2 protein-coding genes are annotated in these 2,064 nt (G+C 73.4%); both read left to right on the plus strand.

The window, feature by feature from the left end; genetic code table 11:
* The coding region (locus V7E45_RS39925; RefSeq protein WP_333779193.1) for a TOMM precursor leader peptide-binding protein at window positions 1–616 on the plus strand (616 nt) is incomplete at its 5' end.
* On the plus strand, window positions 609–2,030 hold the full coding sequence (locus tag V7E45_RS39930) for an ABC1 kinase family protein (protein ID WP_333779194.1): 1,422 nt from the start codon (window positions 609–611) through the stop codon (window positions 2,028–2,030). The genes V7E45_RS39925 and V7E45_RS39930, both read left to right, overlap by 8 nt.
* Window positions 2,031–2,064 lie beyond the last annotated feature (34 nt).

Genomic DNA, 2,064 nt, shown 5'->3' on the forward strand with positions numbered 1-2,064 from the left:
CCCTCGCAATGGCTCCCCCGTCTCCTCCGCGGAGGAGGCTCCCGGGCTCTCCCTGGTGATCCTCACCCCCCGGGACGACGTCGCGGTGCACGCGCCGGACCCCCTCTGCACCGAACCGCTCGTGACCTCCGGCACCCCCCACCTGCACGCGGGCGTCGTGGAGGCGACCGGCGTCGTCGGCCCCCTCGTCCTGCCCGGCGAGACCGGCTGCGCCGGCTGCCTGGACCAGGACCGCACGGACCGGGACCCGGTCTGGCCCCGCCTGGTCGCCCAGTGGCGGTCCGGCAGGGCGCGCCGGGTCGGGGCCTGCGACGTGACGCTCGCCACAGCCGTCGCGGGACTCGCCGCCGCGCACGCCCTCGCCTTCCTCGACGGTGGGTCGCCGTCCGCCACGGGCACCCGCTGGGAGGCATCCCTACCCGGTCTGAACTGGCATTCCCGTCCCGTGTGGCCCCACCCGGCGTGCGCATGCGGGGCCGCGGGGAGAGGTGAGGGGGAACACTCCTCCGGAGAGGGGCGAGCGCGCGCGACAATGGCGGTGCAAGGGCCGCGGACCGAGCGACGACGCGAGACAGGCGCGGCGCGGCCGACAGGGACTTGGAGGGCGCATGTCTGATCTTCCCCGGAAGGCGGTCACCCGGACCGCCAAGCTCGCCGCGCTCCCGCTCGGCTTCGCCGGCCGGGCCACCTGGGGGCTGGGCAAGCGGATCGTGGGCGAGTCCGCGGAGATCGTCGGCCGGGAGCTGCAACAGCGCACGGCGGAGCAACTCTTCAAGGTGCTCGGTGAGCTCAAGGGCGGCGCCATGAAGTTCGGGCAGGCACTGTCCGTCTTCGAGTCGGCCCTGCCGGAGGAGGTCGCCGGCCCCTACCGCGCCGCGCTGACCAAGCTGCAGGAAGCGGCGCCCCCCATGCCGACCCGCACGGTCCACGCGGTGCTCGAGGAGCGGCTCGGAGCGGACTGGCGTGACCTCTTCGAGGAGTTCGAGGACAAGCCGGCGGCCGCGGCCTCCATCGGCCAGGTCCACCGGGCGGTGTGGCACGACGGCCGCGAGGTCGCCGTCAAGGTGCAGTACCCGGGCGCCGGCGAGGCGCTGCTGTCCGACCTGAACCAACTCAGCCGCTTCGCCCGGCTGCTGGGCCCGCTGATCCCCGGCATGGACATCAAGCCGCTGATCGCGGAGATGCGGGATCGGGTCTCCGAGGAGCTGGACTACGCCCTGGAGGCCGAGGCCCAGGCCGCGCACGCGGAGGAGTTCGCCGACGACCCGGACGTCGTGGTCCCGGCCGTGGTGCACCAGTGCGACCAGGTCCTGGTCACGGAGTGGATCGACGGCATCCCGCTCTCCGAGATCATCACCGACGGCACCCCGGAGCAGCGCGACCGCGCCGGACAGCTGCTGGCCCGTTTCCTCTTCTCGGGACCGGCGCGCACCGGCCTGCTGCACGCCGACCCGCACCCGGGAAACTTCCGGCTCCTGCCGGGCGACCCGAAGGACGGGGGCGACTGGCGGCTGGGCGTCCTGGACTTCGGCACGGTCGACCGGCTCCCGGGCGGCCTGCCGGCACCGATCGGGATCTCCCTGCGGATGACCCTGGACGGCGAGGCGGAGACGGTCTACGAGCTGCTGTGCGAGGAGGGCTTCGTCAAGGAGTCCATAGAGCTGGACCCCGACGCCGTCCTCGACTACCTGCTGCCGATCATCGAACCGGCCCGGGCCGAGTCGTTCACCTTCACCCGCTCGTGGATGCGCAGCCAGGCCGCCCGCATCGCCGACCCGCGCTCCCCCGCCTACCAGTTGGGCAAGCAGCTCAACCTGCCGCCGGCCTACCTGTTGATACACCGGGTGACGCTCAGCACGATCGGCGTGCTCTGTCAGCTCGGGGCCACGGTCCGGCTGCGCGACGAACTCGAGGACTGGCTGCCCGGCTTCGCGGCCGACGACGAGCCGAGCCTCCTGACGGAGGACGACGAGCCCGCCGAGGACGAGCCGGTCGAGGCGCAGGAGGAGGAGCGAGCGGCGGAGGCGTGATCCGGGCTGCCGTGAAGTGGCGAGGGGCGGGTGG

It is taken from the genome of Streptomyces sp. IBSBF 3136 (assembly GCF_036815105.1).
Lineage (GTDB): Bacteria > Actinomycetota > Actinomycetes > Streptomycetales > Streptomycetaceae > Streptomyces.

Coding starts and splice junctions, on each gene's coding strand:
- V7E45_RS39930 (WP_333779194.1), top strand. CDS start 609: ATGTCTGATCTTCCCCGGAAGGCGGTCACCCGGACCGCCAAGCTCGCC.